Source organism: Heliomicrobium undosum, assembly GCF_009877425.1.
In the GTDB taxonomy this organism is placed as follows: Bacteria; Bacillota; Desulfitobacteriia; order Heliobacteriales; family Heliobacteriaceae; genus Heliomicrobium; species Heliomicrobium undosum.
In genome coordinates this window covers 38,526-65,331 of the sequence record NZ_WXEY01000008.1, presented here as the reverse complement: position 1 = coordinate 65,331, position 26,806 = coordinate 38,526, and the positions used below count along the sequence as shown (strand labels likewise).

Genomic DNA, 26,806 nt, shown 5'->3' with positions numbered 1-26,806 from the left:
ATGCTGATTCTTGCCCGTCTCACCTTTCAGGAAGCCGCCCGCAAGAAGGTCTTCCTGGCGGCTCTCCTGCTCTCGCTGCTTTTCCTGCTGCTGTACGCCATCGGCCTTGATTTCGCTGCCCGGGAGTTTGAGCGATTGCAGGCATTGCGAGGGCAGCAGCCGGTGCTGCGCCAGATCGTGGGCAACCAACTGCTGGGATCGGGCCTCTATTTCTCTTCGTTCCTGATGACCCTGCTGGCGATGCTCGCCGGCGTGGGCGCCATCGCCACTGAGGTGGAAACTGGGCTGCTCCATGCCCTTGTATCGAAGCCTCTGACCCGCCGGGCCGTCATCGTGGGCAAGTTTGCCGGCCACGCCGCCATGCTCGCCGGATTTGGGCTGCTGTTGTACGGCGGCATCCTGCTCCTGAACCGGTTCTACAACGGGAAGACCCTTGCTTTGCTCGACGCGGGTCATGGCCTCTACGGCGCATTCCTCTTTGTCTTGCAGCCCCTGGTGTTGCTGGCGGCGGCCATGCTCTTCAGCACCCTCCTGCGTCCCCTGACCGCCGGGATCGTGACGGTGATCCTCTATGTGCTGGCGTCGGTGGGCGGTTTTTTGGAACAGATCGGAAGCATCGTTCACAAAGCCGCCCTTGTCGATATCGGTATCACTGTCAGTCTCGTCATCCCCATCGACGCCCTCTTTCGCAAACTGATGACGGTTGTGACGGTCCAGGAAGCCGCCCCGGTGGCCGCTCTGGCGCAGGGTCCTTTCGGCGCCGCGTCTCCGCCGAGCGGCGCCATGGTCATCTACGCGATGGCCTATCTGATCACTGCCGTGGCTTTGGCTGTCCACTATTTTGAGAAAAAGGATCTGTAAGGCAGGAATGCAAGGGGACGCAGCGAATAGGATAGCGTATAAAAGAACAATCCGTATCTCTCGGGGGGCATGTCTGGCGCTCCGGGACCTTGGAAAACATTGACACAACAGAACTTCAGAAAAGTTTTTCTGGGTCCCCGTTCACACGGGGGCATTTTTATTGGGTGAGAAAGAAGGGTAATCGACCGATGAGCCAGTCGAACATCCTTTCCCTGAACCGGAAGGGGGAAATCCGGGAAGGGATAACGGGGCATGCCTTTATTGGCGCCTATGCGCAGAGGGAAATCCGCTGGTTCCATTCGGTGTTCTGTTTTCGCGCCGCCTGGCAAGGCCGGGGCAAGTCGTTGACGGTTTGCCTGGGACAATTGAGTTTCAATCCCGCTGACGCGTCTTTCCTGCTCTGGCAAGAGATGAGCCGGCAGGAATGGCAGTGGGAAAGCGGACTCAACAAGGAGGTTCCCGTCAGCCGGGAGGAAATGGGGCAGTCTGTCCAGTCGCTGATCCGGCATTGGCAGGCCATCGATGGCAGCAGGGACAACCTCACCGTCATCGGTGAGCAGTGGCCGGAACTGGGCAGGTTGATCGGCGGGTTGCAGCCGCTGCCTGCGCTTTCGGCGGAACAGAGCCGCAGGTTGCTGCAAAAGCTCCGTCCCCGCGGCATGTCGCAGGAAGATACGATCTTCACCTGGCTCCATGCCTGGCAGAACCTGGATTATGAGCTGGAAGGGGCGCTCCGGGGTCCCCTCGGCGTTCCCGATGGGCTCCCCTGGTGGCAGGCCCTAGAAGCGCGTCTTCTAGAGGTCGATCTTCCCGTGAGCGAGCCCCTGGCGCCTTGGCGCATCCATGCCCGTATGCGCCAGCGGATGGCGCAGCGGAAAGATCCGGATAACGGGCGCCGGCCCGGTGTCCAAGGAGGCGGCGGGGCGGTCGATTTTTTGGTGGAGGACTTGCTGAATGTTGCGCTGATCTCGCCTTGGAAATCGGAGCATGTCCACCTGCGTTCATTACCGGAAATGGCGCCGCGTTCCGGCCGTTCGGAAGAGACACGCCGGTACAGCGTCCGTTGGCTCAAGAGTTCTGTCATCGAAAAGCCGCTGATCCTGGACATTCTCGGTCATCCCTGTGTGGAATCGCAACTGGAAATTACCCTTTACCACGCCGGAGTGCACTGGTGGGTCCAGACGGTCAAGGCATCGGAACCGCACAACTTAACAATGGTCGAAAAGCTGAAGCGCCTGCGTGAGCCCTTTCTGTACCGGGTCTATGACGTAAGGCGCAACCTGCTCCGGGTGACCGGGTATCTGGACGGCAGTGAGGAGCTTTTCGCTCCCCTCCTGCGGGTCAACTACTACTGGGAAGAGCGGCCTTCCCATTGGAAGAGCCTGCTCGACGAAGGGCAGGACCACCGTTGCAGTTTCTTCCTTGTAGGAGGGGAACTGATCATCCTGGGCAAGGATGAAAGCCGCATCCAGTTGTGGGAGCGGCGCCTCTTCAACCGGGCGTCTCCGCCTACGGAGCAGGGGCGACTGCCCCTATGGCTGTATCCGGCCTTTTCAGAGCGTCTGCGCAGCGTCGACGCCCATTCTTTTGACGATTGGCGCCGGGGATTGGTTAAGGCGGTGTCGGTGTTGAACCCGGAGAGCCTTGGGCTGCCGGAGGAGTGGCGACAGGAACTCCAGGGTCCGCCGGCGCCGGAGGTTTACTGGTCCCAGGTGTTGCGCGCCTGGAGCGAGTGGCTCGATGGCGGTGAACGGACCGATCTGGCCCAGGCCATCGTTCTTCTGGGCAACCGGATGGGCGCCTCTCCCGAACTGCTGCTGCGCCCGAATTCGCTCGCCCGGGGCTTACTACTCGAATACCTGGCCATGGCCCTGCCGTCGGATCGCCACCCACCCGGCCTGCGCCACGAACCCGATCTGCTCCACCCCCGCCTGGCTGAGGTGCTTCAGGATTGGCGAGATCAACCTTTTGGACTGTACAGGGTCCTCGAGTGGCGCTCGGAAAGCTGCTGCCGCCTCCGGGACTTGTTGCGTGATGAGGAACGGGAACTCCGTCTGAATAGCTACTTTGATCCCCCCGAGGTGGGCCGGTCCTTCTTCGCCCGTCTGCTTCCGCTGGGAATGGACCGTTGCTGCCTGCTCGGTTGCCTGGAGGTCGAGGACCGGCTCGTCAAACCGTTGCGGGAGCACTTTGAACGGCGGCGAAAAGAGCGGGAACTGTCCTGGGATGCATACCTCGCTGATGCGGGTTGGGAAGCATTGGGAGAGGTGGTGCGCCTATTGCGCAGGTCGCTTGCAATCCTCACGGCAGGAACAGCCGGCGATCCTGCCGCTGGTGACATTCCGGACAGTGCCGGACGATCGATCTATCGCTTCCGTGTGCAACAAAAAGGAGCGCCAGGCCTCTCGCGCGACGTGGAGGTGGCCGGGGAACAGACGCTGCACCAGTTGCACGAGATCATCCAGCAGGCCTTTGCTTGGAAGGATGATCGCCGCTACGCTTTTTATCTCAACAACCAGCTTTTCGACAAAGCGGCCGAGTTCGGCGGACCGCGCACCGGTTCAGCCGCCCAGGCAAAGAACGCCCAGTTGATCCGGTTGAATCTCCGGTCCAGGCAGAAGTTCGCCTATCTCTTTGATTTTGACAACGAACATATCTTTGAAATCCGGGTGCGGGACATCGTTCCGCCTGAGCCGGGTGTCCTGTACCCCCGGGTGGTCATCGATCTGCCGGAGGCGCCGCAGCGGCGCCTGAAGGCGTCTGAAGCGGTTGAAGAGTAGACGCAGCATATGAAAAGCCCGCCTTTCTGAGGAAAAGCGGGCTTTCGTCTTAGCTGATGCAGGCGTTAATGATCACGCCGAGGGTGATGAAGATGCCTGATTGGATCCAGGCGACGGCCATGTTGCCTTTTTGCAGTTCTTCCCGGGTGGCCAAATTGGGCGTCAGCCAGTCGAAGAGGAGGTAAGAGAAGATCATCAGCGCGGCGCCGAAAGAACCCCAGATGGCTGTCTCCGACAGGGTGTCGTTGTGGGAGATGGCCGACCAGAGGATCAAGGCGAGGCCGACCATTTTAGAAAACAGGGTGAGGCCGACGGCTCCGTTGCCTTTCTGGATCTCCTCGGCGTCATTGTAAGGGGTGACCCGGAAGAAGACCCAGACGGCGACCAACAGGATCAAAGCCGAGACGGCGAAATACAGCAGGGCGTTGAAAAAGTTCACCGGAACCAATGAAATCGCTCCCTCCTGTCAGTTTTTCTCAACCAGGGTGGGCGCCCAGCAGACATCCCGGGGCCCCACGATCAAGGGGCTAAGCCGGGTGTAATAGCCGATCAATTCATCTTTGGCGCAGAAGGCGCCGATCGTCGGCAAGAGGCGCCGCTCCCGGATCCTGCCGTTGCGCATCGTCGGAAAAAGGACGGCGATGGCGTCTACCCGTTCCTGGTAGATCACGTCATCCCTTGTCGCCTCATGGAGGGAAAGGAACTCGCAGTGGACAATGCCGAGGCCCTCCCGGTTGTGCAGGGGTTTGATCAGAGCGGGCCGGCCGAGCAGGGGATCGGGATCGAGGGCCGTGTAAGGGATATAGCGCTCGACGGCTTGACGGAGGGGCGCCGCCAGTTGGGGCGCGATCAACCAGAGCAGGGCGAAGAGCGCCTTGGAGTGCAGGATCAGGGTGGAGGGCGGGTTGATCAGCCGAACCTGTCCCTGAGCGAGGCAGCCGACAAACTGGGGACCGCCGGGATCGCGGGCATACCACTCGACGGAATAGAAGGACTGCAACAGGTCCACCGGCGCGCCGCCTAGGCACAGTTGACCGGCATGATTCACTGATAGGGCCTTTACATCGCCGATCAGGACACGGCAGGGGTAGTCGGCCAGTTCCCGGATCAGTGTCAGGATGGACAATTCTTCAGGATCGGCGCAGAAGCCGACGATGGCGGTCACCGATTCGCTTGTTCCACCCTGGCGGCGGAAGGAATCGCGCAGCCCCTCGCCGAGCCGGTCAGAGATATCTGCATTGGGGTCTGTCAGACCGGGATGAAACAGGTGGGCCAGTTCGGGCTGCAACCGGCAGGCCTCCATCTGACCAAAGGGCGTCTCACTGTTGAATTCGAGCAACTTTGGCCCATCCTTCGTCAGATACCAGTCGAAACGCCCGAGTGCGGTCAGATAGGGGAGAGGGCGGCGCAAGCATAGGGGCTTCAGGATATCCGGGATCCCGAGCGCGTCGAGGGCTTCGGGATGGCTGTCAAGGAAGAGGGCAACGGCATGGAACAGTTCCGTCACCCGCCCTTGCGCCTCACGGATAGCCGCGTCCTCTTCTGCCGTCAGGACGAGGGCGTGCAGGTTGAGAAAGTGTTGTCCCTGAGCGTCAAAAGCCCAGGAAAAGTTGAAGTTCTTTTCAAAGCTCTCGGCCACAGCTTCCCAGCGATCCAGATAAGACTCCCGGTCTTCCAACAAAACGGGGGAGATGCGCAAGATTATCCCCCCTAAAAGAGCAGGGCGCCCTGGCACTCGGGCTTGCGGAACTCAAAGTGAGCCTCTTCCTGGGGCGACAGGGGATGGTAGAGGCAGAGATAGGACAACCCCAGGGCGCAAAGACCTTCAGCCAGCGTGATGGCCATATCGCCGTCAACCAGCACCCAGCGCTGCAAGAGCCACTTGGTCAGGGCCGCTTCCACCGTCGGGGCCAGAGGTTCTTTGGGCATATACTGGCCCACTGATTCGGGGATTTGCACCAGCCAGTGTTCCTGGCGCTCGCCTGCCTGCGGGTAGTAGGTGAGGAGGTAATGGCGCTGCTGTTCTTCCAGGCGGATGAGCACGTCTTCTACGACCTCGGCGGATAGGGGCGCTGTTTTGTTCAAGGAGAGGGATGCCATGGCTTGATCCACATCCATGATGAGTTGCATGGGGGATCCTCCTTTCGATATCGTCAAAATCAGCCGCCGCTCGAGGAGGAACCGAGCCCGGAGGAGCTGGACCGGGCGCCGGAGGAGGATGAACCGAAGCTGGAAGAGGAACCGGAAGAGCCGAATGAACTGCTGGAACCGCCGCTCGACTTTCGGGTTACCGTGCCGACGCCGCTCGACGTCGTCGGCCTGGAGGCGCTGGTTGCCGGCTTTACGTAACCGGGATTTGCTGTCCATGAAGGGGGGTGCTTAGACCCCGTATAAGGCACATAAGTCCCGTTATCTTTACGGACGATGGTGTTTCCCGCCATGGAACCGTTGTAACTGCGATAGGGGTAGTAGTGGCCGCCGCTGTAGACGAAAATGTCATTGTCGTCGACATCTTCTTCTTCCTCGTAGAAAACCTCTTGAGCGGCATTGATTTGCCCATCGTCGGGCGGAGGCGGAGGATCGTCCGAACAGCCCGTTGTCGCTAGGGTCATACCCAGCACAGATGCGAGGGCGACCGTCTTGCGCCAGGGGATCCGGCGGCCCGAGCCGTCCGCGAGAAGGGTTTCCAACGGTTCGCCTGGCGAGTCGGAAATTGAGGCGACCTCTTCCCGTGAAGGCCGTTCGGGCGGGGCGGAACCAGGCGCGAACAGTGGTTTCAAAGAGGATCACTCCTTTCCGGGAGCGGGAGTCCCAGGGTAGGCGACAAAGTTTCTCCGACATCATATTCGGTCGCCTTAGGGAATTGGTCACTGCGCCGAGCGTTACGCGCAAGGGAAAAATTCGACATTCAGCATAAAAAACCTACAAAAAAACGAAACCGGAGCGATCCTTTTTTTAGATCTCTCCGGTTTCGAAAAAAACCAGGTTCTACTCGTTCACAGTGAACGGCAGCAGGGCCACGTGGCGGGCCCGCTTGATGGCGTTGGTCAACTGGCGCTGGTGCTTGGCGCAGCAACCGGACACCCGGCGGGGAAGAATCTTGCCCCGTTCGGTGATGTACTTGCGCAGTTTGCCCACTTCTTTGTAATCGACCGTTTCGATCTTGTCGACGCAGAAGAAGCAGATGCGGCGGCGGGGACGGCGTCCCTTGCGGCCTTTGCGTTCAGGCTTGTCGCCTCTGTCTTGCATGGTTCAAACCTCCTTTTCCCTCTGGAAGGATAGATGATTCGGCGGGCGGGTTTTACTGTTCGTCTTTGCGGACGACCAGGAAGCGGATGATGTCATCCGAGATCTTCATGACGCGCTCCAGTTCATGGGCGACAGCAGGTTCGCCCTTGAAGTTCATGAGGAAGTAGAAAGCCTCTTTGAACTTCTTGACTTCGTACTGGAGACGGCGTTTCCCCCACTTGTCCACCTTGACAATCTCGCCACCCTGTTGGGGAATAAGGTTGACGAACTTGTCCATGACCCCTTGCAGGGCCTCCTCTTCCAGGTTGGGGCGAACCAGCACTACGGCTTCGTATTCGCGCACAATCGGCACCTCCCTTCGGACATATGGCCCCGTCTCATGAACGGAGCAGGGAGTGGCGTGAAGCCACACAACTATAGAATTTATCACAGTTTACTTGACTGCGCAAGGAAAAATCGAAAATATCTCTGCTGAGGGAAGTAGAACGTTAGGAGACAACGTCATACCCGGCATCGTCGATGGCGCTCTTGATGGCGTCGATCCCGATCTCGGTCCCGTCAAAACGGACCGCAACCTCCTTGGCCGCCAGGTCCACCGCTACCGCCGCCACACCCGGCAGCCCTTTCAGCGCCTTCTCCACCGCCGCCTTGCAGTGCCCGCAGGACATGCCTTCAACCTTCAACGTAACATCCGTCATAGGGAGCCCTCCTAAAATTTATTTTACTGCCGGCCGGTGAGGCCGTGAGTAGCGAGGTAACATTTTTCAGACAAAAAGCCTTCGAGTTTTTTTTGGTATTCAAGCGACGAAGAAGCATTGTAAATGACTTCTCGGCATTCATCGGTATTCAAGCAAAGAAGTAAATGACCAATAAATTAGCAACAGCGACCTTCCGAGTTCCCAGGCGCGAATCCAACAGCATTCGCTATGCAATGGACGGAATGTCAGCAAAGTGTCTGGGGGAAGCGGGGCCGTGAGCGTTTTGCGTGGAGCGGCGAAGAGCGAGCGCAGCCGGTGGAGCGTCCGGCGCGCCATCGACATGCAGAAAAACCCCAGAGCCTTTGGCGCGCCAGCGGAACCGGCCAGCGAGCCGCCGCGGAACGCGTAGCGAACGGCCCCGCTTCCCCCTGCACTATTCAAACGATGTAATGGACAGTTCAGGGTTGCTCAGGACGGTACGGCTCAAACCGCCGCAACCGCAAGGCATTCATGACCACCGAGACGGAACTGAACGCCATCGCCCCCCCGGCGATGACGGGACTCAACAAACCGGCAGCCGCCACAGGGATGCCGAGGCTGTTGTAGATCATCGCCCAGAACAGATTCTGGCGGATATTGGCCATGGTGGCCCGGCTGAGGCGGATGGCCGCCGCGATGGCCCGCAGGTCGCCCGACATGAGGGTGATGTCAGCTGCCTCCATGGCCACATCAGCGCCGGTGCCGATGGCCATGCCCACATCGGCCATGGCCAGGGCGGGCGCGTCGTTGATGCCGTCGCCGACCATGGCCACCACATGGCCTTCCTCTTTGCGCTTTTGCACCTCCCGGGCCTTGTCTTCCGGGAGCACCTCGGCGATGACATGGTCGACACCCGTTTTTTGGGCGATCGACTCGGCGGTGCGGCGGTTGTCGCCGGTGATCATCCAGACCTGGATCCCCATGGCCTTCAGTTCGGCGATGGCCTGGGCCGATGATTCCTTGACCGTGTCCGCTACGGCGATGGCGGCAATCACCTGGCTGTCCAGGGCGAGCAGCATGGCCGTCTTGCCCTCGTTTTCCAGTCTTTCCAGGAGCGTCTCATGCTCCTGGTAGGAAAGGCCCTGTTCCGCCATCAGGCGGCGCGTGCCTAACAACGCTTTCCGCCCGTCGACGGTGGCGATGACGCCATGGCCGGGGATGGCCTGGAAGCGTTCCGGATCCTTTATGGGGGAACCCGATTCGGAGGCCTTTTTTACGATCGCCTCGGCCAGGGGATGCTCTGAGGGTTTTTCCACCCGTCCGGCGATGGTCAGCAGTTCCGCTTCCCGGCCTGCCCAGCCGCCGAGGCCGATGAGATCGGTCAATTCGGGCTTGCCTTTTGTGATCGTCCCCGTCTTATCGAGGATTACAGCCGTGACCTTGTGGGCGTTTTCCAGGTGTTCGCCGCCCTTGAAGAGGATGCCTTTTTCAGCGCCCTTGCCGGTGCCCACCATGATCGATGTCGGCGTCGCCAGGCCGAGGGCGCAAGGGCAGGCGATGACCAGCACGGCCGTAAAGTTCAGCAACGCCCGGGTGAAGTTTTCCGGCGCAACGGCAAAATACCAGATAAAGAAGGTGATGACGGCCAGGGAGACGACGACTGGGACGAAGTAACCGGAGATGGTGTCAGCCAGTCGCTGAATGGGCGCCTTGGAGCCCTGGGCCTCCTCGACGACGCGGACGATCTGGGCCAAGGCGGTGTCGCGGCCCACCTTGGTGGCCCGGAACTTGAAGCTGCCTTGCTTGTTGAGGGTGGCGCCGATGACGGTGTCGCCGGACTGCTTGTCGACAGGCAGGCTCTCGCCGGTCAGCATGGACTCATCGACGGCGGAGGCGCCCTCCTCGACGACGCCGTCGACAGGGATCTTTTCGCCGGGGCGGACGACGACCAGATCGCCGGCGAGCACCGCTTCCACGGGGATGTCCAACTCGCGGCCGCCCCGGATGACACGGGCCGTTTTGGCCTGGAGGCCCATCAGTTTTTTGATCGCCTCGGAGGTGCGGCCCTTGGCCACGGCTTCGAGGGTCTTGCCGAGCAGGATCAGCGTAATCAGGATGGAACTGGTCTCGTAATAGACATGATAGGTGTGGTGGGCGGCAGGGCTGAAAAAGGTGAAATAGACGCTGTAGAAGTAGGCGGCCGACGTGCCCAGGGCGACGAGAACATCCATATTGGCCCCGCCGTTTTTTAGGGCCTTCCAGGCGCCTCTGTAGAAGGACCAACCGGCGCCGAACTGGACCGGCGTCGCCAGGAGAAACTGGGTCTGCTTGGCGATCAGCCAGGCGGGGAGGGAAAGACCGGTCATTTCGCCGATCATCACGAGCAGCATGGGCAGCGAGAGGGTCGCCGACGCCCCGAAGAGGAGCCACTGGCGGCGCAACTGTTGCTGCCGCGCCTCCTGCTCGCTGTCGGCGCTTTCGACCGCTTCGGCCAGGCGGGCCTGAAAGCCGAGAGCGACAACGGCCCCGATCAGATCGCCGGCTTCCACTTCGCCGCTGTAGAATTCGACGACGGCTTTTTCCGTCGCCAGATTGACAGAGGCATTGATCACGCCGGGGAGGCGGTTCAGTTTCCGTTCGATGCGGTTGGCGCAGGCGGCGCAGGACATGCCGCCGAGGGCGAGTTCGATCCGTTCTGCCGGCACTGTGTAGCCCAGGTCGGCGATCTTTTGCACGAAGCGGTCCACGCCGGTTGCGGAAGCGTCATATTCGACGGTGGCCTTCTCCATGGACAGGTTGACGTTGCAGGCCGTCACGCCGGGGAGTTTGCGCAAGCCTCGTTCCACCCGGCTCGAACAGGCGGCGCAGGTCATCCCGGACACAGGCAGGGTTACTTTGGCGACTGCGGCGTTGTCACCGCCGGAACTGTCCGTCATGGACAATCCTTCCTTCCGTTGGGATTTGTTATTTCATGAAGCGATCAAGCACATCGATCAGTTCGGCCACCATCTCGTCGCCGCGATTTTCCTTGATGGCGGAGGTCACACAGCCTCGGGTGTGGTTTTCCAGGATGGAAAGACCGACCTTTTGCAGGCCCGCCCGGGCGGCGCTGATCTGGAAGAGGATATCGACGCAGTAGCGTTCGTCTTCGATCATCTTGGTGATCCCGCGAACCTGCCCTTCGAGCCGGCGCATGCGGTTGATCAGGTCTTGCCGGTTTCGCGCCGGCAGCGGCGGACTGTTCGCCCCATCGATGAGAGAGGAAGATTCCCCGGACGTCTCTCTGTCGTCGCTCGTTTTCATCGGCAGCCTCCCTTCATTACGATACCCCCGGTAGGGTATCTGGTCAAAATGTACCCTATCACACAAAGGCTGTCAACAAGTATTTCTGATTTCGACAGGGATTACACAGAGGCAAAAGGAATCTGGCCCCCTGTGGCGAAATAAAACGGGTACACCAAGAAATGCACCATCGCGAACGCCGCTGGATGCCCGAGATTCAATGGTTCGAATCCGGGAAAGGTTAACGTTGCAGGCATTGCAGAATTGAGAAGTAGACGCCTTTGCTCCTGTTGAGGCGGTGTTGGAGGATATCCGGCCCGACGACTCGAATAGGTGCATTGGAAAAAGAGAATCCGAACCGCGGCGACAAGTATTCATGATGAGGAAACCATGCTTTTCCTTTGATGCGGACCGAGACGAGGCGCTCGATGCGCCGGTGCTCGGGAGGGGGGGGCTTCGGAAGCGAAGTGAATCGTCCGAAGGAAGGGAGAACCTGATGGCGGCGATAGAACTTGTACGATTCGCCAGTTCCCTGGCCCATGTGGAAGCAGCGGTTGAGCGGGTGATCGGCGAAGTGAGAACCCTCCCCTGGGAGGCGATGGACCTAGACTTCATCAAGCTGGCCCTGATCGAAGCGCTCGTGAATGCAGTGGTCCATGGGAACAGGGAAAGTCCGGAAAAAGAGGTGACCGTCCGCTTTTCGGTGGGAGAGGACCATTTTTGGGTGGAGATCTCCGATCAAGGCGACGGGTTTAATCCCCGAAAGGTGGCAGCCTTTGATCTGCTCAGTGAGACGGGGAGGGGGTTGCTGCTCATCCGGGCCGCCATGGATGAAGTGACCTTCAATGAAAATGGCAATACGATCCGGCTCGTAAAATACCTTCGCGGGGAATAACCTGCGGCGATACGTTGATCGAGGGGCCTGCCCGGAGGCAGGCAGTGAAGGGAGGAACGGCATATGAGCCAAATCAAGGGCGATTCGGGTGAGATCCAATTGGTCGTCTTCCGGCTTGGCACGGAGGAATACGGGGTGCCCATCACGCAGGTGCAGGAGATTAACCGGCTGTTGACCCCGACCAAGATCCCGCAGGCGCCTTCCTTTGTCGAGGGGATCATCAACCTGCGGGGCAAGATCATCCCGATTATCGATCTGAAAAAACGTTTCGGCCTCGCCCAGGAAGAACATACGGCGAATACGCGGATCATCGTTGTCAATGTGGAACGCCATACGGTGGGCATCATCGTCGACGCCGTCACCGAGGTGCTGCGGATGCCCCAGAGCGCCATTGAACCGCCGCCGCCGATGATCAGCACCATCTCTTCGGACTACCTAAAAGGCGTCGGCAAAGTGGACGAACGCCTGCTTATCTTGTTGGATCTCGACAAAATTTTGACGGAACGGGAAAAAGCCGAACTGCAAGCCCGACCGTTGTAAAAAACGCCAAAACCCTGTATGTCAAACAGGGTTTTGGCATTTATTCTCAGGATATACTATTTTAGAACAACTGTGAGGCGACGATTTCCGTGGATTCCATGGCTGTGGGCTGTGACATCGTAGAGATTTCGCGCATCCGCGAGGCGGCGCAGCGGCATCCGCGTTTTCTGCGGCGTGTCTTTTCACCGGCCGAGATCGCCGAGTGCGAGAGCCGGCCCAACCCCTGGCAGTCTTTTGCCGCTCGCTTCGCCGCCAAGGAGGCGGTGATCAAGGCGTTGCCGGCAGGCTGCTCGCCGGCCCTGACAGAGATGGAGGTCCTGCGCGATCCTGCGGGAAAACCGCGGATCTCTTTCACCGGCGCTGCCGCAGGTCTTGTGGAAAAGTCAGGCTGGAACGGCTGGTCTGTGAGCCTGTCCCATGACCGGGACCATGCCATCGCCACCGTGATCGCCTGGCGGACAAAGCGGGAGGAGGCGATGCGATGCGACTCGTGACGGCGGAGGAGATGCGGCGTTTCGACGCACGGGCTACAGACGAGTTTGGCATCCCTTCGCTGCTTCTGATGGAAAACGCCGGCATTCAGGTCGCCCGCGAGGTCTCCCGCCAATTCCCCGGCGGCATCCGGGGAAAACGGGTGTTGATCCTCTGCGGCAAGGGCAACAACGGCGGAGACGGTTTTGTGTCCGCCCGGCATCTGGTCAACAGCGGCGCTGAGGTGAAACTCTTTTTGCTGGCTTCTGAACGGGAGGTGCGCGGCGACGCGCTGACCAATCTCACCATCTATCAGCGCATGGGCGGGAAGGTCTATGCCCTCATGGATCCCAAGGACCTGAACGCGTTGCGGATGGCGATCCTGTCAACCGATCTGGTGGTGGACGCCGTCTACGGCACCGGTTTTGCCGGCTCGACACCGGAACTGGCGGGCCGCGCCTTTGAGATGATCAATGAGGCGGGACTGCCTGTCGTGGCTGTCGATCTCCCTTCCGGGCTCGAAGCCGATACCGGCAAAATCCCTTCTGCTTGCTTGCGCGCGACCGTCACGGTCACCTTGGGGATGCCGAAATTCGGGTTGGCTGTGGAACCGGGCGCGTCGGCAGCCGGCGAGATCGTTGTGGCCGACATCTCCCTGCCACGGGAGATGATCGAGAGCACCCACATCCCTCGGGCGCTTTTGACGGAGGAACTCTGCCGGAGTTGGCTCCGGCGGCGGCCGGCGACGGCCCATAAGGGGGACTTCGGCCATTTGTTGATCGCCGGCGGCCAGGCAGGGATGGCCGGCGCCGTCGTGCTGGCGGTGCTGGGGGCGTTGCGAGCCGGTGTCGGTCTGCTGACGGTCGCCGTCCCGCAAACGATCCTCCCTCTTGTCGCCCCGCAGGTTCCCGAGGCGATGACCTGGTCTTTGCCTGACCAAGCCGGCGGTCTGACCGGGCAGTCCCTGCAGGAGCGTGATCGAAGCGCCTTTACGGCCACTGTCGTCGGGCCGGGGCTGGGACGGGCGGCGGAACGGGCCGATTTCCTCCTCGCCTGCCTGGAAGGCGCCGCCGGACCGGTCGTCATTGACGCCGACGGCCTCAACGTCCTGGCGGGCAACATCGACCTGCTGGCAGCGGCGGGAGGGCCCGTCATCCTGACGCCCCACCCCGGTGAGATGGCCCGTTTGGCCGGATGCGACACAGACGCGGTCCAGTCGGATCGGGCTGGCGTGGCGACGCGCTATGCCCGGGAATGGGGTTGTGTCATCGTTTTGAAGGGCGCCCGCACCCTGGTGGCCACGCCGGACGGGCAGGTCTACGTCAATCCGACGGGGAACCCGGGGATGGCCGCCGGCGGCAGCGGCGATGTCCTCGCCGGGATTATCGGCGCGCTGGCTGCCCAGGGGCTTGCCGCCGAGCGGGCGGCCGCGCTTGGCGCGTATATCCATGGACTGGCCGGCGATTGTTCGGCCCGGCGGCTTGGCCAGCGCGCCATGAACGCCGGCGATATCGCTGGCAGTCTGGCTGAGGCCTGGCTGCAACTGGAGCCGGCCTGACAAAGGGACGCAGTGGATGAGAAAGGCGGGTGCCTGATGAGTTCGAAAGATTTGCTAGCCTCCGAGGTCATGAGCCGGGAGGTGTATACGGTCTACCCCGATACCCCTGTGGCTGACGTGGTCAAACTGATGATCGAGAAGCGGATCAGCGGTGTGCCTGTCATTTCCCGTCAGGGCGGCGTTGTCGGGATCATTTCCGAAGGGGACCTGTTGTTTAAGGATAAAGACCTCCGCTACCCCAGCTTCATCTCCCTCCTGGGCGGCATGATCTACCTGGAAAGCCCCAAGCGCTTTGAAGAGGAATTCCGTAAGTCCATCGCCCTGAGGGCTGAAGAAATCATGACGGGCGACGTGATCACCGTCGAGGAAGAGGCCCGGGTCTCGGAAATGGCCAGCCTGATGACGGAGCAGCAGGTCAACCGCCTGCCGGTGCTTCGGAACGGCAAACTGGTCGGGATCGTCACCCGCGCCGACATCCTCCGGGCGCTTGTCACCGACTTCGAGTGAGGGGCGACGAATGGACACAGCGCTGGAAAGCGAAATCGACGAAAATAACTTCCCCATAGCCGTCGGCTCCCAGGCTAAAGGATACACAGTGGATGGGAAAGAACCCGCTGGAGCTTACCCTGCCGATGGGCGTCCCGCTTGGGCGGAAATCCGTCTCGGCGCCTTTGCCCATAACCTGCGGGTCTTGCGCCAAGCGACTCAACCGCAGGCTCGCCTGATGGCGGTGATCAAAGCCGACGGCTACGGCCACGGCGCCGTCGCGCTGGCTCGGGAAGCCCTCCGTCAGGGCGTAGACCGCTTTGTCGTGGCTTTGTTGGATGAGGCGTTGAAACTGCGCGACGCCGGGATCACACAGCCCATCCTGATCCTGGGGTACACCCCGCCGTCAGCCTGTTACCGCGTTGTCGCCGAAGACCTGAGCCAGTCCGTCTACTGCCGGACGGTGGCGGAAGCCCTTTCGGCGGCGGCCGTGCGGCTTGGACGGACGGCGCGGATCCACCTGAAGGTGGAGACCGGCATGGGCCGCGTCGGTTTTCAGGGTGACGAGGGTGTGCGGGAGATGCTGGCCATCGCCCGGCTGCCGGGGATCTCCGTCGAGGGCGTCTTCAGCCACTTCGCCACGGCTGATGAGCCCGACAAGTCCTTCGCCCGGGAACAGTTGGAACGGTTTTTGACGATCACCGGACGGCTGCAACAGGCCGGCCTCGAGATCCCGATGCGGCATATGGCCAACTCGGCAGCCATCCTTGACCTCCCCGAGTCCCATCTCGAAGGGGTGCGCCCGGGAATCGCCCTCTACGGCTCATCCCCCTTTGATGGGGTCAGGCGGGACGGGGCGTCCTTGGAGCCGGTGATGACCCTGAAGGCCCGCATCGTCTTCATCAAGGAGGTCGCCGCCGGGACGCCGATCAGTTACGGCTGTACATACCGCTGCCCCCGGCGGACGCGCATCGCCACGCTCCCTCTCGGCTACGCCGACGGGATCCGGCGCACCCTGTCGGGCCGCATCGGCGCCTATAAGGGAGATCGCTATTTTCCCCAGGTCGGCCGGATTTGCATGGACCAGTTCATGATCGACATCGGCGACGCCGAACTGGCGGAAGGGGACGAGGTGACGCTCTTCGGACGCTGGCAGGAAGGCGGCGCCTGGCGGACGGCCCCTGTCGAGGACTGGGCGCGGGCGGACGGGACGATTTCCTATGAGATCCTGAGCGTCCTCTCGCCGCGGGTGCCTCGTCACTATGTGCCATAAATTGGATGAGCAGGGGCGCTATGTTACCCTTGCGCACTTTGGGGCACAATTACTATAATGGAGTACGAAGGCGGATTATCCCTGGGAGGTGCACTGTGTGCCCGAGTTGAAACGCATCCAGGTTACCTTGCCGGAATCATTGTTGGACGAACTGGACCGGGTATTGATGGCCGAGAAGATGAACCGCAGCCAACTCATTCGGGAAGCGGTGAATTTATACATGAGCGAGCACAAGCGCAAGGTCTTGCGCGATCAGATGCGCAGGGGCTATGCCGAAATGGCCCGCATCAACCTGGAACTCGCGCTGGAAGGCTTCGTCGCCGAGGTGGATGTGGAGCGCCTGTACGAGGCGAGGTTGGCCAGGTAGCCCCCATGGCCATACGAAGAGGAGAAGTTTACTACGCCGAATTGAACCCGGTCGTCGGCTCGGAACAGGGAGGAACCCGCCCCGTTTTGATCATTCAGAACGACATCGGCAACCAATACTCTCCCACCACCATCGTCGCCGCCATCACCTCCCAGATCAGCAAGGCCAAACTGCCGACTCATGTGGAAGTGCCAGCCCGCCGCAGCGGGCTGGATCGGGACTCGGTCGTCTTGCTGGAACAGATCCGCACCATCGATAAGACCCGCCTTCGTGAAAAAATCGGCATGCTCGATGATGAAATGATGGATAAAGTCGCACGGGCGCTGGAGATCAGTCTGGGGCTCGTCGACATCTGAAGGGACCAAAAACCCGGGAATTGCCCCCGGGTTTTTCTATTTGCTCCAAAACATGTCCAGCAGGAGGGGGAGGCCGATGTCCAGACCTCGGGTGTTGCTCACGCCGTCCTTTGAGCGAGGCCGATTGTCGCTTCGCCGGGAGTACTGCCGTGCCCTCGCCGGCGCCGGCCTCACCGTTTGGCCCGTTCCGCTCGAAGCAGCGGAGGAACCCTGGAACTACCTGGACATGGCTCATGGCGTCGTCCTCTCCGGCGGCGGCGATATCGACCCGGCGCGCTACGGCCAGCAGCCCCACGCCGCCTTGGGAGAGGTCGACCCTGAGCGGGATGCCCTGGAATTTACCCTTACCGCTGAGGCGTTGCGGCGGCAACTGCCCGTCCTGGCCGTCTGCCGGGGAATGCAGGTTCTCAACGTGGCTCTGGGCGGGACGCTCATCCAAGATATCCCTCGCCAGCGCCCGATCGCCCTGCGCCACCAGCAGAAGGCGCCCCGCTGGCACCCCTCCCACTCGATTGAGGTGACCGGCGGCAGCCGGCTGCGGGAGATTTATCCCCCCGGATTCGGCCGGGTCAACAGCTTCCACCACCAGTCTGTCGACCGCGTCGGCCGGGAACTGCGGCCTGTCGCCGCCGCTCCGGACGGGATCATCGAAGCCCTCGAAGGGATCGGGCCCGGCTTCATCATGGCGGTGCAGTGGCACCCGGAAGATTTGTGTCACTGTGAACCCGAGTCAAGAGGATTGTTCCGCCTCTTTGCCGAAGCTTGTAGGGGGGAAATGGCAAAAAGGGGAGAATCCGTTGGGGGTGGGGGTTGATGAGCCGGATCAACATCGACGCTGTCCAAAAAGGATTGATTTTGGACGAGCCCATCTATACTAAGACTGGGGCCTTGCTCTTGCCCCGTGGGACCGTCCTGGATGAACGACGCATCCACTTTTTAAAAAACCTCGGCGTAGAGTGGGTGGAGGTCACCTCAAAGCTCGCGCGTAAAAGCGCCAAAGGCGCCTCGGGGCGATTGACCCGAACGACGGCGGGCGCGGGAGATCACGAGAATGCCCCCGACGGGGCAGGCTCTGTTCATGACCAGGAGCCGCCGGAGGAACGGGCTTTTTATGATCTGCTGCGGGAGGATCTTCTGCTGCAAGTGAACAGCGCCGTCATCCACTACTCCCAGCAGGGGAGCCATGACCGTGAAATGAGCGATTTGCTGGCACTGTTCGGCGGTCTGCTCCGTGAACGCAACCGGATCAACCACCTGCTGGAAATGAAGTCGACGGACGCCTTTACGTTTAAACACGCCGTCAATGTGGCCGTTTTGGCGGTGCTGACAGGGCTGGCGATGCGGCTGTCCGAGGAAAGCCTGCGCATGGTCGCCCTAGGCGGTCTTCTGCACGATATCGGCAAGAAAAAAGTCCCGCCGGAGGTCCTCTTCGCCGATGGGGCGCTGAGCCCCGAGAGCCGCCGCCGGATCGAGGAGCATACGGAGCACGGCTATGACACCCTCGTCCGGGATACAGCGCTGCCTGAGGAGATCGCCCTCATGGCGTTGCAGCACCACGAGCGGCTGGACGGCTCCGGCTATCCCCGCCGATTGCAGGGGAAGCAGATCCACCTCTTCAGCCAGTTGGTGGGTGTGGCCGATGTCTTTGAGGCGATGACGTCCACGCGCAACCACCGTCCGGGCTACAACCCGGTCGAGATCGTCGAGTATCTGATGGGCGCCAGCGGCACCCTTTTTCCGGAACGGATCGTCAAAGCGCTGCTGGACAGCATCACCATCTACCGCATCGGCTCGGCCGTCCAACTGAGCAACGGCGAAACCGGCATCGTCGTCAAAGCGAACCCGCAACTGCCCTCGCGCCCTGTCGTGCGCATCGTCTTCGATGAACGGCGCATGCCTATGCGCCATGAGCACACCGTCGATCTGTCCCAACCTTCCCATACGACCCTCTGCATCGTCCGTTCCTACGGTTGACACGTGAACATACAACTAAGGAGAGAGTCAGCATGTCCGCAGTACTTGTCGAAGTTGTCCGTGGCTCCATGGTGGAAAACCGTCACCGGGGCGCGATTGTCGTTGTCGACGGAGAGGGGCGCCGCGTCGCCGCCGTGGGCGAACCGGCCCTCACCTATATGCGTTCCTCGTCAAAACCGCTGATGACCCTGCCCCTCGTTGAACAGGGGGGACTGGAACACTTCGGTCTCGGCGATGAACACCTGGCCATCTTCGCCAGTTCCCATGCCGGCGAGGAGGAGCACCGCCGCGTCGTCTTGGAATCGCTACAGAGGATCGGCCTCGCTGAAACCGCCCTGGCCTGCGGCACCCACACCCCCTTTGATCGCAAAACAGCCGATGCCTTGCGGGCGGCCGGGCAGAAGCCGACTGTGCTCCATTGTAACTGTTCGGGCAAGCACACGGGCGTGCTCGCCTACGCCCTGTTCAAGGGTTTGCCCATCGACAACTACTTCGACCCGAAGCATCCCGCCGAGGTGGAGATCCTGGCCGCCGTTGCCGACATGGCCGGCGTCAAGCCGGAGGATGTGGTCATCGGCGTCGACGGCTGCAGCATCCCTGTCTACGGCATGCCGCTCGAGAACATCGCCCTGTCCTTCGCCCGCTTGGGCCTGGCCAACCACGGAACGGCGGAACGGCGAAAGGCCTGCTCCCGCATCCGCCAGGCCATGGTCGATCACCCCTTCCTGATCTCCGGGACAGGGCGGCTCGATACGGACCTGATGGCGGTGACAAAAGGGGCCGTCGTCGCCAAGATCGGCGCTGACGGCGTCTATGCGCTGGCCGTGCCGGAGAAGGGCTGGGGCCTGGCGGCGAAGGTCGAAGACGGCAACATGAAGGTCCTCGGACCGATCGTTTTGGAGGCCTTGAGCCAAATGGGCGTCCTGTCAGTGGAGCAGCGCAAGGCCTTGGCTGCCCATGACCGCTATGCCGTGAAAAACAACGTCAAACAGGTCGTCGGCGAAACGCGCGCGGCCTTTACATTGGAAGGGTAGCGCCATGGCGACAGTGATTCGTGGCGGACATGTGATCACACTGGCCGGGGAGAACTATTCCCCCGGCTTTGTTGCCTTTGACGATGAGGGGACGATTATCGCTGTGGGGCCCGACGCTGTTGAAGGCGACGCCGGTGATGGCAGGTTGCCGGTGGGACTGGCGGGACTTGCGCTTTCTGGGCCCGTTGCGGTGATTGACGCCCGAGGGAAACGGGTCCTCCCCGGTTTCATCGACCCCCACTGCCATCTCGGCATCGTCGAAGAGGGGGCGCCGGTCGAGGGCGATGACCTGAACGAAACGTCGGATCCGCTGACGCCCCACCTGCAGGCGTTAGACGGCATCAACCCGGTCGATCCCGCCTTTTCCGACGCCCTGCGGGGCGGCGTGACGACCGTCTGTGTGCTGCCGGGCAGCGCCAATATTATCGGTGGACAGGCCGTGATCATGAAGACGGCCGGCCCCCTCGCCGAGCGGGTTGTCCGCAACGGCGCCGCCGTCAAGGCCGCCCTCGGGGAAAACCCGAAGCGCGTCTACACGGAGCGGAAGAAGGCGCCGATCACCCGCATGGCCTCGGCGGCGCTGCTGCGGGAGGCGCTGGCCAGGGCGCGCGAGTATGGGCGCAGGCGGTCGGAGACAGCAGGCGAGCCATCCAAAGCGCCAGAACTCGATTTACGCTGGGAAGCGATGCAGCCGCTGCTTGCGCGGCAGGTCCCCTTGCGCCTGCACGCCCACCGGGCCGATGATCTGCTCACAGGCCTGCGCATCGTCCGGGAGTATGGCTTGCAGGCGGTGCTGGAGCACTGCACCGAGGGCCACCTGATCGCCGGCGAACTGGCTGAGGCCGGCGTCCCCGCTATCGTCGGCCCCTCCCTCGTCAACCGGGCCAAGGTGGAGATGCGGGAAATCACACCGGCCACGGCCGGCATCCTCCATGCCGCCGGCGTCCTGGTGGCGCTGATGACCGATCACCCTGTCATCCCCATCCAGTACCTGCCCCTCTGCGCCGGCCTCGCCGTGCGCCACGGCATGGACGAGGAGACGGCACTGCGCGCCATCAGCCTCCATGCCGCCCGCATTCTCGGCTTGGAGGGGTCCGTCGGCAGCCTGGAAGCGGGCAAACAGGCCGATGTGGTTCTCTGGGACGGTCATCCCTTTGATACGCGCAGCAGTGTCACCCAGGTCTGGATCAAGGGAAGGATGGTATATTCGACCGAAAAGTAGACGCAAAAGGCAGAAAAACTAACCCAAAAGAGGAAAAAGTATCCATAAAAGAAGATAAAACGGCCGGAAAAGCAGATAGGTCGACCGAAAAGGTTCAATGACGAGGATTTTAAAACAAAAAAGTTCGGAAAAAATTGTCTCTTTTCCCGGTGGAAATTCAAAATTCGGCAGGAATTTGCGGAAGTAAGGAGAATTGGTAAATACATGATAAGCTGTAAATTGATTGTCGGATTTTGTCGAGAGGTGAGGCACCAATGGAAGCCGGGAAAAGAATTCTCGTTGTTGATGATCAAGCCGGTGTCCGGTCGCTGTTGCGGATCATCCTCCAAGACGCCGGATATAAAGTATACACCGCCGTCAACGGCATCGAAGCGGTTCGCAAAGTGGAAGAGGGCGACATCCCTTTTGTCTTGATGGATGTGCGTATGCCTGGACTGGATGGCTTTCAGGCCATGTTGCAGATGATGAAGCAAAATCCTGACATCAAAGTTGTGCTGATGACCGCATTTTCCGACGAAAACCTCATCCAGCAGGCGTTACAGGAAGGCGCTATCGGCTACCTGACTAAGCCCTTTGATGTGTACCAATTGCGTGAACGGATCGACCGCATGTGGAATGCCACCATCGGCAGCGGTTGGCTGATCTGCGCTGGTGGGGCAGAGAGCCGGAAGACCGGGACGTCAACGTAACGCAAGCGTCCTCTGTCTTTTTTCTAACGAGTAAGCTCCCTCTTTTTGGGGGCTTTTTTTGCGTCTATCTGTTCACAATCATAGGGAATGGAGGAGATAAGGGCGACAGGGACGAACTGAAAGGTATTCGCAAAGGGAGTGCATGTAGATGCGACAGCGACCTTTTTTGAAATGGGCAGGCAACAAGTACCGGATCATCCACCGCATCCAGGCCGTCCTCCCCGCAGGCAACCGGCTGATTGAACCCTTCGCCGGTTCCGCCGCCGTCTTCCTGAACACCGGTTTCAAGGAAAACCTGTTGGCTGACAGCAACGACGATCTGATCCGCCTATACCAGACGGTAAAAACGGGCGGAGAAGATTTCATTGAATACTGCCGTTCCTTTTTCACGGAGGAGAATAACCAGCCGGAACGGTACTACGAATTCAGAGAACGCTTCAACACCACAGACGATGGGGTCCTCAAATCGGCCCTTTTCATCTACCTGAACCGTCATGGCTACAACGGCCTCTGTCGCTACAACGCCAGCGGCAAGTTCAACGCGCCGGTGGGACGGTACAAGAAACCTTATTTTCCTGAACGGGAACTCCGGTTCTTTACGGAAAAAGCCCGTGACGCTGAGTTTCTCTGCCAGGACTTCACCCAAACGATGGCGACAGCTCGTCCCGGCGATGTAGTCTACTGCGATCCGCCCTATGTGCCCCTCTCCCAGACATCGAACTTCACCAGCTACAGCGCCGGCGGCTTCGGCGAATCGGAGCAATGGATACTGGCCGAACTGGCGCGCCGGTTGGCCGAACAGGGCGTCTCTGTGCTCATCTCCAATCACGACACCGATTTTACGCAAAAGGCCTACGACGCTGCCCGCATCGAGCGCTTCCATGTGCAACGGTTTGTCAGTTGTGACGGCGCCAACCGGGGGAAGGCGGGGGAACTGCTGGCGTTGTTTGGCTAAGAGAGCGTATGCGATTATACACAAGCTGGCATCGTTTTTGTACGGTGCCAGCTTTGTGCTTTTGATGGGATAGGCGCTATTCTGATGATTGTCCTTTTGCCATATCCGATTTTTTCGTGTACGATGGGATAGGGGTGTCTATATGAACCGTCGAGCCGAATTAGCAGAATATGAAGCCATGGTGAAGGAATGCCGCGCCTGCCCCCTGCGGGATGGTTGCAGACAGGTCGTCTTCGGCGAGGGGAATCCCGAAGCGCGGTTGATGCTCGTCGGCGAGGGGCCAGGGGCGGAAGAAGACCGCTTGGGCCGTCCTTTTGTGGGCGCGGCGGGTCAATTGTTGGACAGGATATTGATCGCGGGAAAGTTCCCACGTCCCGAGGTATACATCGCCAATGTGGTGAAATGCCGCCCGCCTGGAAACCGTCTGCCTCTTCCGAACGAGGTAAGAGCCTGCCGGGTTCACCTGGATCGGCAGATCGAGATCATCAACCCACAGATCATCATCTGCCTTGGCGCCTTAGCCACGCAAACCCTGATCGATCCCAATGCCCGGATCACACGGGACCGGGGCAAGTGGGCGCGCAAGGATGGTCGCCTGATCATGCCCACCTTTCACCCGGCGGCGCTGTTGCGGGATCCTGCAAAAAAGCGTCCGGTCTGGGAGGACATCCAGAAGGTGATGGCCGTTTATCACGACAATGCCGTGATCTGATTAAGGCGGTCTTGACAAAAGGCCTAGACAGGATAGGGAGAAACAGGGCTGTCGGCGCCGATTAAGGGGAATACTGGTACAAACGATAGGAACGTTGCTAGAAAAGACGCATTCGAAAAGGCGCATTTGAAAAGGCATATTATAAACGCTTTTGGATAGATTGCGAGGGAACCACCGCATTGACGGAACAACGATGGCAGACAATCCTGCCCGATGAGTCGGCCACTGAGGAACTGGGGAGGTGGCTGGCCGAACGGGTTCAACCGGGGGATATCCTGCTGCTTCACGGCGACCTGGGCGCCGGTAAGACAACGCTCGTTCGCGGCCTCGCCCGCAGCCTCGGTTATGGGGGACGGGTGACGAGCCCGACGTTTACCCTTGTCCACGAATATGAGGGACGCGTTCCCATCTACCATTTCGACCTCTACCGGCTGGGCGAGCCTGATCAGGTCTGGGAAATCGGTTGGGCCGATTACCTGCGCGGCGAGGGCGTCCTCTGTATCGAATGGCCGGAACGTCTCGGCGGCCTGATTCCCGACGAGGCGCTGACAATCCGACTCTCCCACCTGGATGAGGAAGGGGAAACAGTTGGGGTAAGGGTGAACGAAGTCGAGGGCAACGTCGCCGCAGGGCGAATCGTTGAATTGACCGGCCTCGGAGAGCGGCCGGAGGCCCTGGTGAAGGAGTGGAGAGAAACGTGTACGTTCTTGGGATCGACTGTTCCACCCGCGTGACGGCGCTGGCCGTCGTCGACGATGAGCAGGTGGTGGCGGAAACCTTTTTACATAATGACCGGCCCCATTCGAAGCGGCTGCTGCCTGCTATCGAACAACTGCTTGCCCTGGCGGAGTTGTCGCTGGCCGACATGGCCGGGTTGGCCGTCGCCATCGGTCCCGGCTCCTTCACAGGCCTTCGCATCGGCCTGGCGACGGTGAAGGGGATGGCCCACCCGCTGGGCCTGCCGGTCGTCGGCGTGCCGACGCTGGAGGCGCTGGTCTGGAATGGTTGGCCCTTTCAGGGATACATCTGCCCAATCCTCGATGCCCGCAAGAACGAGGTCTACACCAGCCTCTACCGGGGTGGGGCAGGGGGCCTGGAGAAGGTGGGCGAAGACCAGGCTATCGCGCCGAAGGAACTTCTGGAACAGTTGCGCCGTCGGATGGAATATTCGCCGGTAACGCCGGAATCATCGGGAGCATCTAGAGCACCCCAGGCGCCGGAAACACGCGGGCAGGTCCTCTTTCTAGGCGACGCCGTTCCCGTCTACCGGGAACTACTTCAAGAAGCCCTCGGCGAGAGCGCCCTCTTCGCTCCCGCCGAAACCCGCTACCCCCGCGGCAGCCAGGTGGCCCGCCTCGGCTGGCGGCGCCTGCGACAGGGCGACGTCGACGACCTGCACAACCTGGCCCCCATGTATATCCGTCCGTCGGAGGCGGAGGTCAACTGGGCGAAAAAGCATGGAACGCATCCGGTTGCTTGCCGGGTTGCGCCGGAGGCGTAGATATGGGAAACGAAGAAGTCAACTATTACTTCCGGCCCATGACGGTCAAGGATGTGGACGAGGTCCTGGCGATCGAGCATGTCTCCTTCCCGACGCCTTGGAGCCGCAGCGCCTTTGTAACTGAACTGACGGAGAGTCGCCTCTCCCATTACTGGGTCTGTGTCGAACCGGCGGAAAAGGAGGCGCGCGTCGCCCTTTTCTCCGCTGAGCCGGAGAAGGGGGAGCGGGTGATCGGCTATGCCGGCGTCTGGATCATCCTTGACGAGGTGCACATCACCACCATCGCCGTTCACCCGGAGCGGCGTGGAGAAGGACTTGGCGAGGCGCTGCTGGAGTACATCTTTTTTGAAACGGCCCAACTCGGCGGGGAGCGGATCACCCTGGAGGTCCGGCCTTCCAACACGAACGCGCTGGCGCTCTACCGCAAGCGGGGCTTCCAGGAAGTGGGCTGCCGGCGAGGCTATTACACCGACACGGGGGAAGACGCCATCATCATGTGGCGCGAACTGGACATCCCAAAAAACCGCTCCCGGAACGGGGAGGGGTAAGGAGGATTTCCTCCGCCTTTGCCGAAATGGATTACCACCCAGTCTTTCAAAACATTCGGAAAGGCAGGTTGGCCGCCATGATCGTTCGGGACAAGATGGTCGCCCCAGTAATCACTACCGGCATATTCACACCGATCCGGGACGCCCTGCGGATGATGACGGAGAAAAACATCCGGCGCCTGCCGGTCATCGATGACAAGGAACGCCTCGTCGGCATCGTCGCTTTTCATGACATCGACAAAGCCATGCGCTCCCCCGGCGTGATCCCCTTGACGCCGGTGGAATGGGTGATGACCAAAAACCCTGTCTATGTGGAGGCCACGATGCCCCTGGCTGACAGCGTCCGCATGATGCGACGCTACAAGGTCAGTTGCCTGCCTGTCGTCGCCGGGGAGAAGGTGGTCGGCATCCTCTCCGTGAGCGACATCCTCCAGTTATGCGCCGACCTGCTTGAATCCGGCCAGTAACAGATAACGGACACACCCTGCCGCGGGCAGGGTTTTTTGGTTTCGCGTCCGCAGAGAACCCCCTGATTCGCGGCGGCGCAGCCGCAAGAAGTGGAGAAGGGATGATAAGATGCTGATCGTGGGGGAAAAGATCAACACAGCGCGCCCCGGTATCGAAGGCGCTGTCATATCGAGGAACGTGACTTTCATTCAGGACCTGGCGCTGCGGCAGAAGCTCTGCGGCGCCGATGTGCTCGATCTAAACTGCACCACTTTGCGTCATCGTGAGCCCGACGCCTTGCGGTGGCTCGTCGAGACGGTGCAAACGGTTGTCAACGAGCCCGTCTGCCTGGACAGCCCCAACCCGCTCGCCCTGGAAGCCGCCTTGCGGGTTCACAAGGGGAGGGCCATCATTAACGCCATATCGGCGGAAGAGAGCCGCTACCAGATGCTGATCCCGCTCGTTAAGGCCTATGGCTGCAAGGTGGTGGCTCTCTGTTTCAATGACGGGGGTGTGCCGAACACGGTGGAGGAAGAACTGCAAGTCACCCGTTCCCTTGTGGAGCGACTTGTCAGCGACGGCGTCGATTTTGAGGACATCTATCTCGACCCCTTCATCCGTCCCATCGGGGAGGATGAACACTGGGGCAACTTTGGCCTCGAGATCATCCGTTGCATCCGCGAGGAGTTTCCGAAGGTGCACATCCTCTGCGGCATCTCCAACATCTCCTACGGCATGCCGGCGCGGTCGCTCCTCAACCGCACCTTCCTGACACTGGCCATCTACGCCGGCCTGGACGGAGCGATCCTGGATCCGGAAAACAAGGGGCTGATGGCCTCGCTGCGCAGCACCGAGACGCTCCTAGAAAAGGATCCCGGTTTCCGGCGCTACCTGCTGGCGTTTCGGGAAGGGTTGCTGACGTAACGTCT

General features: G+C 60.7%; 32 protein-coding genes. 23 read left to right on the top strand and 9 right to left on the bottom strand.

The genetic code is table 11. The features are described from left to right. The gene (locus GTO91_RS09385; RefSeq protein WP_161258237.1) at positions 1-861 is read left to right on the top strand and encodes an ABC transporter permease; all 861 of its coding nucleotides are present in this window, start codon (positions 1-3) and stop codon (positions 859-861) included. A 188-nt stretch (positions 862-1,049) separates the two neighbouring features. Beyond that, a complete protein-coding gene (locus GTO91_RS09380; protein WP_161258235.1) occupies positions 1,050-3,641 on the top strand; it encodes a plasmid pRiA4b ORF-3 family protein in 2,592 nt (863 codons plus the stop codon). Between the two features lie 49 nt (positions 3,642-3,690). On the opposite strand, the gene GTO91_RS09375 is transcribed toward GTO91_RS09380, so the two are convergent. From GTO91_RS09375 to copZ, 7 genes are all read right to left on the bottom strand, one after another. Next, positions 3,691-4,080, bottom strand: coding sequence for a DUF350 domain-containing protein (locus GTO91_RS09375; protein ID WP_328793767.1), 390 nt, complete (start codon positions 4,078-4,080; stop codon positions 3,691-3,693). Positions 4,081-4,107: 27 nt separating this feature from the next. After that, positions 4,108-5,340 carry a glutathionylspermidine synthase family protein gene (locus tag GTO91_RS09370; RefSeq protein WP_161258228.1) on the bottom strand — a complete coding sequence of 411 codons (1,233 nt, stop codon included), beginning with the start codon at positions 5,338-5,340 and terminating at the stop codon, positions 4,108-4,110. Between the two features lie 11 nt (positions 5,341-5,351). Next, the gene (locus GTO91_RS09365; RefSeq protein ID WP_161258225.1) at positions 5,352-5,771 is read right to left on the bottom strand and encodes a hypothetical protein; all 420 of its coding nucleotides are present in this window, start codon (positions 5,769-5,771) and stop codon (positions 5,352-5,354) included. Between the two features lie 29 nt (positions 5,772-5,800). Next, the gene (locus tag GTO91_RS17760; RefSeq protein ID WP_170294168.1) at positions 5,801-6,421 is read right to left on the bottom strand and encodes a hypothetical protein; all 621 of its coding nucleotides are present in this window, start codon (positions 6,419-6,421) and stop codon (positions 5,801-5,803) included. A gap of 208 nt (positions 6,422-6,629) precedes the next feature. Further along, positions 6,630-6,890: a 30S ribosomal protein S18 gene (gene rpsR, locus GTO91_RS09360; RefSeq protein ID WP_161258222.1), complete on the bottom strand. Its 261-nt coding sequence runs from the start codon at positions 6,888-6,890 to the stop codon at positions 6,630-6,632. A 52-nt stretch (positions 6,891-6,942) separates the two neighbouring features. Continuing rightward, complete coding sequence (gene rpsF, locus GTO91_RS09355) at positions 6,943-7,233, bottom strand: 30S ribosomal protein S6 (protein WP_161258219.1); 291 nt, start codon at positions 7,231-7,233, stop codon at positions 6,943-6,945. A 145-nt stretch (positions 7,234-7,378) separates the two neighbouring features. Continuing rightward, the gene (gene copZ / locus GTO91_RS09350) at positions 7,379-7,588 is read right to left on the bottom strand and encodes a copper chaperone CopZ (protein WP_161258215.1); all 210 of its coding nucleotides are present in this window, start codon (positions 7,586-7,588) and stop codon (positions 7,379-7,381) included. A 274-nt stretch (positions 7,589-7,862) separates the two neighbouring features. Here copZ and GTO91_RS18385 point away from each other — a divergent pair, with 274 nt between their 5' ends. After that, positions 7,863-7,997 carry a hypothetical protein gene (locus tag GTO91_RS18385; protein ID WP_268894840.1) on the top strand — a complete coding sequence of 45 codons (135 nt, stop codon included), beginning with the start codon at positions 7,863-7,865 and terminating at the stop codon, positions 7,995-7,997. A 49-nt stretch (positions 7,998-8,046) separates the two neighbouring features. Here GTO91_RS18385 and GTO91_RS09345 read toward each other — a convergent pair whose 3' ends face one another. Further along, a complete protein-coding gene (locus GTO91_RS09345; protein WP_161258212.1) occupies positions 8,047-10,503 on the bottom strand; it encodes a heavy metal translocating P-type ATPase in 2,457 nt (818 codons plus the stop codon). Positions 10,504-10,531: 28 nt separating this feature from the next. Further along, entirely contained in the window at positions 10,532-10,870 is a 339-nt protein-coding gene (locus tag GTO91_RS09340; RefSeq protein WP_268894839.1) for a metal-sensitive transcriptional regulator, read from the bottom strand. A gap of 355 nt (positions 10,871-11,225) precedes the next feature. Here GTO91_RS09340 and GTO91_RS09335 point away from each other — a divergent pair, with 355 nt between their 5' ends. The 20 genes from GTO91_RS09335 (at position 11,226) to GTO91_RS09240 (ending at position 26,801) form a co-directional block, all read left to right on the top strand. Beyond that, positions 11,226-11,744, top strand: a complete 519-nt coding sequence (locus GTO91_RS09335) for an ATP-binding protein (RefSeq protein WP_161258209.1) — start codon at positions 11,226-11,228, stop codon at positions 11,742-11,744. A 63-nt stretch (positions 11,745-11,807) separates the two neighbouring features. Beyond that, complete coding sequence (locus tag GTO91_RS09330) at positions 11,808-12,284, top strand: chemotaxis protein CheW (RefSeq protein WP_161258207.1); 477 nt, start codon at positions 11,808-11,810, stop codon at positions 12,282-12,284. A 98-nt stretch (positions 12,285-12,382) separates the two neighbouring features. Further along, on the top strand, positions 12,383-12,778 hold the full coding sequence (gene acpS, locus GTO91_RS09325; protein WP_161258448.1) for a holo-ACP synthase: 396 nt from the start codon (positions 12,383-12,385) through the stop codon (positions 12,776-12,778). Further along, positions 12,766-14,313, top strand: coding sequence for an NAD(P)H-hydrate dehydratase (locus tag GTO91_RS09320; RefSeq protein ID WP_161258205.1), 1,548 nt, complete (start codon positions 12,766-12,768; stop codon positions 14,311-14,313). Before acpS ends, GTO91_RS09320 begins: the two co-directional genes overlap by 13 nt. Before the next feature lie 36 nt (positions 14,314-14,349). After that, entirely contained in the window at positions 14,350-14,820 is a 471-nt protein-coding gene (locus tag GTO91_RS09315; protein WP_235919426.1) for a CBS domain-containing protein, read from the top strand. A gap of 10 nt (positions 14,821-14,830) precedes the next feature. Further along, entirely contained in the window at positions 14,831-16,072 is a 1,242-nt protein-coding gene (alr, locus tag GTO91_RS09310) for an alanine racemase (RefSeq protein WP_161258203.1), read from the top strand. Between the two features lie 97 nt (positions 16,073-16,169). Further along, complete coding sequence (locus GTO91_RS09305) at positions 16,170-16,439, top strand: CopG family ribbon-helix-helix protein (RefSeq protein ID WP_012282783.1); 270 nt, start codon at positions 16,170-16,172, stop codon at positions 16,437-16,439. 5 nt (positions 16,440-16,444) lie between these two features. Further along, complete coding sequence (locus tag GTO91_RS09300) at positions 16,445-16,795, top strand: type II toxin-antitoxin system PemK/MazF family toxin (RefSeq protein ID WP_012282784.1); 351 nt, start codon at positions 16,445-16,447, stop codon at positions 16,793-16,795. 76 nt (positions 16,796-16,871) lie between these two features. Beyond that, positions 16,872-17,609, top strand: coding sequence for a gamma-glutamyl-gamma-aminobutyrate hydrolase family protein (locus GTO91_RS09295; RefSeq protein WP_161258201.1), 738 nt, complete (start codon positions 16,872-16,874; stop codon positions 17,607-17,609). After that, positions 17,609-18,769 carry an HD-GYP domain-containing protein gene (locus tag GTO91_RS09290; RefSeq protein ID WP_161258199.1) on the top strand — a complete coding sequence of 387 codons (1,161 nt, stop codon included), beginning with the start codon at positions 17,609-17,611 and terminating at the stop codon, positions 18,767-18,769. Before GTO91_RS09295 ends, GTO91_RS09290 begins: the two co-directional genes overlap by 1 nt. Positions 18,770-18,801: 32 nt before the next feature. Beyond that, on the top strand, positions 18,802-19,803 hold the full coding sequence (locus GTO91_RS09285; RefSeq protein ID WP_161258197.1) for an asparaginase: 1,002 nt from the start codon (positions 18,802-18,804) through the stop codon (positions 19,801-19,803). A 4-nt stretch (positions 19,804-19,807) separates the two neighbouring features. Beyond that, a complete protein-coding gene (locus GTO91_RS09280) occupies positions 19,808-21,025 on the top strand; it encodes an amidohydrolase (RefSeq protein WP_161258195.1) in 1,218 nt (405 codons plus the stop codon). A gap of 254 nt (positions 21,026-21,279) precedes the next feature. Continuing rightward, the gene (locus GTO91_RS09275) at positions 21,280-21,714 is read left to right on the top strand and encodes a response regulator (RefSeq protein WP_161258193.1); all 435 of its coding nucleotides are present in this window, start codon (positions 21,280-21,282) and stop codon (positions 21,712-21,714) included. A gap of 148 nt (positions 21,715-21,862) precedes the next feature. Then, complete coding sequence (locus tag GTO91_RS09270) at positions 21,863-22,669, top strand: Dam family site-specific DNA-(adenine-N6)-methyltransferase (RefSeq protein WP_161258190.1); 807 nt, start codon at positions 21,863-21,865, stop codon at positions 22,667-22,669. Positions 22,670-22,811: 142 nt separating this feature from the next. Next, on the top strand, positions 22,812-23,381 hold the full coding sequence (locus tag GTO91_RS09265) for a uracil-DNA glycosylase (RefSeq protein ID WP_161258186.1): 570 nt from the start codon (positions 22,812-22,814) through the stop codon (positions 23,379-23,381). 179 nt (positions 23,382-23,560) lie between these two features. Beyond that, positions 23,561-24,115: a tRNA (adenosine(37)-N6)-threonylcarbamoyltransferase complex ATPase subunit type 1 TsaE gene (gene tsaE, locus GTO91_RS09260; protein WP_235919424.1), complete on the top strand. Its 555-nt coding sequence runs from the start codon at positions 23,561-23,563 to the stop codon at positions 24,113-24,115. Then, positions 24,079-24,882, top strand: coding sequence for a tRNA (adenosine(37)-N6)-threonylcarbamoyltransferase complex dimerization subunit type 1 TsaB (tsaB, locus tag GTO91_RS09255; RefSeq protein WP_161258183.1), 804 nt, complete (start codon positions 24,079-24,081; stop codon positions 24,880-24,882). The genes tsaE and tsaB overlap by 37 nt, the downstream gene beginning before the upstream one ends. Positions 24,883-24,884: 2 nt before the next feature. Further along, positions 24,885-25,430, top strand: a complete 546-nt coding sequence (rimI, locus tag GTO91_RS09250; protein ID WP_161258180.1) for a ribosomal protein S18-alanine N-acetyltransferase — start codon at positions 24,885-24,887, stop codon at positions 25,428-25,430. Between the two features lie 77 nt (positions 25,431-25,507). Continuing rightward, positions 25,508-25,897 (top strand): CBS domain-containing protein, encoded by a 390-nt coding sequence (locus GTO91_RS09245; protein ID WP_161258177.1) that lies wholly within the window; start codon positions 25,508-25,510, stop codon positions 25,895-25,897. Positions 25,898-26,006: 109 nt separating this feature from the next. Then, the gene (locus GTO91_RS09240) at positions 26,007-26,801 is read left to right on the top strand and encodes a methyltetrahydrofolate cobalamin methyltransferase (protein WP_161258174.1); all 795 of its coding nucleotides are present in this window, start codon (positions 26,007-26,009) and stop codon (positions 26,799-26,801) included. The last annotated feature ends 5 nt before the right edge of the window (positions 26,802-26,806 follow it).

Excerpts from the sequence above, each read along its gene's own strand:
- GTO91_RS09385 (WP_161258237.1), top strand. The coding sequence starts at position 1 with ATGCTGATTCTTGCCCGTCTCACCTTTCAGGAAGCCGCCCGCAAGAAG.
- GTO91_RS09380 (WP_161258235.1), top strand. The coding sequence starts at position 1,050 with ATGAGCCAGTCGAACATCCTTTCCCTGAACCGGAAGGGGGAAATCCGG.
- GTO91_RS09365 (WP_161258225.1), bottom strand. The coding sequence starts at position 5,771 with ATGCAACTCATCATGGATGTGGATCAAGCCATGGCATCCCTCTCCTTG.
- rpsR (WP_161258222.1), bottom strand. The coding sequence starts at position 6,890 with ATGCAAGACAGAGGCGACAAGCCTGAACGCAAAGGCCGCAAGGGACGC.
- copZ (WP_161258215.1), bottom strand. The coding sequence starts at position 7,588 with ATGACGGATGTTACGTTGAAGGTTGAAGGCATGTCCTGCGGGCACTGC.
- GTO91_RS09345 (WP_161258212.1), bottom strand. The coding sequence starts at position 10,503 with ATGACGGACAGTTCCGGCGGTGACAACGCCGCAGTCGCCAAAGTAACC.
- GTO91_RS09340 (WP_268894839.1), bottom strand. The coding sequence starts at position 10,870 with ATGAAAACGAGCGACGACAGAGAGACGTCCGGGGAATCTTCCTCTCTC.
- GTO91_RS09335 (WP_161258209.1), top strand. The coding sequence starts at position 11,226 with ATGATGAGGAAACCATGCTTTTCCTTTGATGCGGACCGAGACGAGGCG.
- GTO91_RS09330 (WP_161258207.1), top strand. The coding sequence starts at position 11,808 with ATGAGCCAAATCAAGGGCGATTCGGGTGAGATCCAATTGGTCGTCTTC.
- acpS (WP_161258448.1), top strand. The coding sequence starts at position 12,383 with ATGGCTGTGGGCTGTGACATCGTAGAGATTTCGCGCATCCGCGAGGCG.
- GTO91_RS09320 (WP_161258205.1), top strand. The coding sequence starts at position 12,766 with ATGCGACTCGTGACGGCGGAGGAGATGCGGCGTTTCGACGCACGGGCT.
- GTO91_RS09315 (WP_235919426.1), top strand. The coding sequence starts at position 14,350 with ATGAGTTCGAAAGATTTGCTAGCCTCCGAGGTCATGAGCCGGGAGGTG.
- alr (WP_161258203.1), top strand. The coding sequence starts at position 14,831 with ATGGACACAGCGCTGGAAAGCGAAATCGACGAAAATAACTTCCCCATA.
- GTO91_RS09300 (WP_012282784.1), top strand. The coding sequence starts at position 16,445 with ATGGCCATACGAAGAGGAGAAGTTTACTACGCCGAATTGAACCCGGTC.
- GTO91_RS09295 (WP_161258201.1), top strand. The coding sequence starts at position 16,872 with ATGTCCAGACCTCGGGTGTTGCTCACGCCGTCCTTTGAGCGAGGCCGA.
- GTO91_RS09290 (WP_161258199.1), top strand. The coding sequence starts at position 17,609 with ATGAGCCGGATCAACATCGACGCTGTCCAAAAAGGATTGATTTTGGAC.
- GTO91_RS09285 (WP_161258197.1), top strand. The coding sequence starts at position 18,802 with ATGTCCGCAGTACTTGTCGAAGTTGTCCGTGGCTCCATGGTGGAAAAC.
- GTO91_RS09280 (WP_161258195.1), top strand. The coding sequence starts at position 19,808 with ATGGCGACAGTGATTCGTGGCGGACATGTGATCACACTGGCCGGGGAG.
- GTO91_RS09275 (WP_161258193.1), top strand. The coding sequence starts at position 21,280 with ATGGAAGCCGGGAAAAGAATTCTCGTTGTTGATGATCAAGCCGGTGTC.
- GTO91_RS09270 (WP_161258190.1), top strand. The coding sequence starts at position 21,863 with ATGCGACAGCGACCTTTTTTGAAATGGGCAGGCAACAAGTACCGGATC.
- GTO91_RS09265 (WP_161258186.1), top strand. The coding sequence starts at position 22,812 with ATGAACCGTCGAGCCGAATTAGCAGAATATGAAGCCATGGTGAAGGAA.
- rimI (WP_161258180.1), top strand. The coding sequence starts at position 24,885 with ATGGGAAACGAAGAAGTCAACTATTACTTCCGGCCCATGACGGTCAAG.
- GTO91_RS09245 (WP_161258177.1), top strand. The coding sequence starts at position 25,508 with ATGATCGTTCGGGACAAGATGGTCGCCCCAGTAATCACTACCGGCATA.
- GTO91_RS09240 (WP_161258174.1), top strand. The coding sequence starts at position 26,007 with ATGCTGATCGTGGGGGAAAAGATCAACACAGCGCGCCCCGGTATCGAA.